This is a genomic window from Methylobacterium crusticola (assembly GCF_003574465.1).
Taxonomy (GTDB): domain Bacteria; phylum Pseudomonadota; class Alphaproteobacteria; order Rhizobiales; family Beijerinckiaceae; genus Methylobacterium; species Methylobacterium crusticola.
In genome coordinates, this window is record NZ_QOWC01000478.1 from 1 (window position 1) to 1004 (window position 1004).

The window sequence follows — 1004 nt, forward strand, 5'->3', positions numbered from 1 at the left end:
TCTCCCGTCGGGCGGGGCGGTTTTCACGCCGGGCCGGATCGACGGCGTCCGGCCCGGGCCCTCCCGGCTCCCCCCGCAGGCGCGAGGGCCGGGCGGGTGGGGCGTCCGGGGCCCGCCGCCGCGACCTACGCCGAAAGGGTGATTCGGCGCGCCGCCGCGTAGCCGAAGAACGCGCTTCAGCCGCGCCGCCTCCGATCTATACTCGCCATGAACACTCCCTGACGGCTCGTCGGCACCAGGCGAGCGGTCAGAAGGCCCATCACCTTGAAACAACACCTCGGTACTTGCCCGCCGTGCCAGGCGACGTCGCGAGCGTGAGCGCGGCGGGCCGCACAGGGCTCGTTCATGAGGGCCGGGGAACGCCATGACCCACGATGCCGCCGCTCCCGCAGCGCCCCTTCCCGTCGCGGGCGAACCCGCGCGATGGCCGGGCAGGTTGTCCGTCCGCCCCGGTCGCGGCCGGCCGTTCCGCCGGCGCGCCGATGGCGCCCCGGGCGGCGCGCCGCGGTCCGGCCTGAGCGACGCCCTCGACCGCACGCCCTACGAGCAGGCCTCGCAGGTGTTCGTCGGCCTGAGCACGCGCGAGTCGCTCGTCGCGGCCGCGTATCGCTGCGTCGAGGCCCTGGTCGCACGATGCGGCACGGCCTGGCGCGTCGGCCATCACTCGCCGGCAGCCTGAACCGGACGGGATCGCGTCCCGCTGTTCTGCGGGCGCGACCGGCAAATGCCGCCAAGCGGTCGGCGCTGCAGTGTGGGCCTGCCATCCTGAGCGGGTGGCTGTCGGGTAGGCAAATGCTGGGCGGCGGCAGGCCCGATGCTGCCTTTCATTCGTGCAATTCTCCCGCTTTATTATTTCTTAACCATCGAGACGTCACACGTTTGGGCCAGGACGAATTCCGGGCTCAGCATGACCGTTTCCCAGCCAACCCGCTCGTTGACGCTCAAGGTCGCGGAGGACGCGTACCGGGGTGATGCGCAGTTCAACGTTTTCGTCGACGGCGCGC

General features: G+C 71.7%; 1 protein-coding gene. It reads left to right on the forward strand.

Annotation, left to right across the window (positions count from 1 at the left end; genetic code table 11):
• Window positions 1-436 precede the first annotated feature (436 nt).
• Entirely contained in the window at window positions 437-679 is a 243-nt protein-coding gene (locus DT057_RS34990) for a hypothetical protein (RefSeq protein WP_128566567.1), read from the forward strand.
• Window positions 680-1004 lie beyond the last annotated feature (325 nt).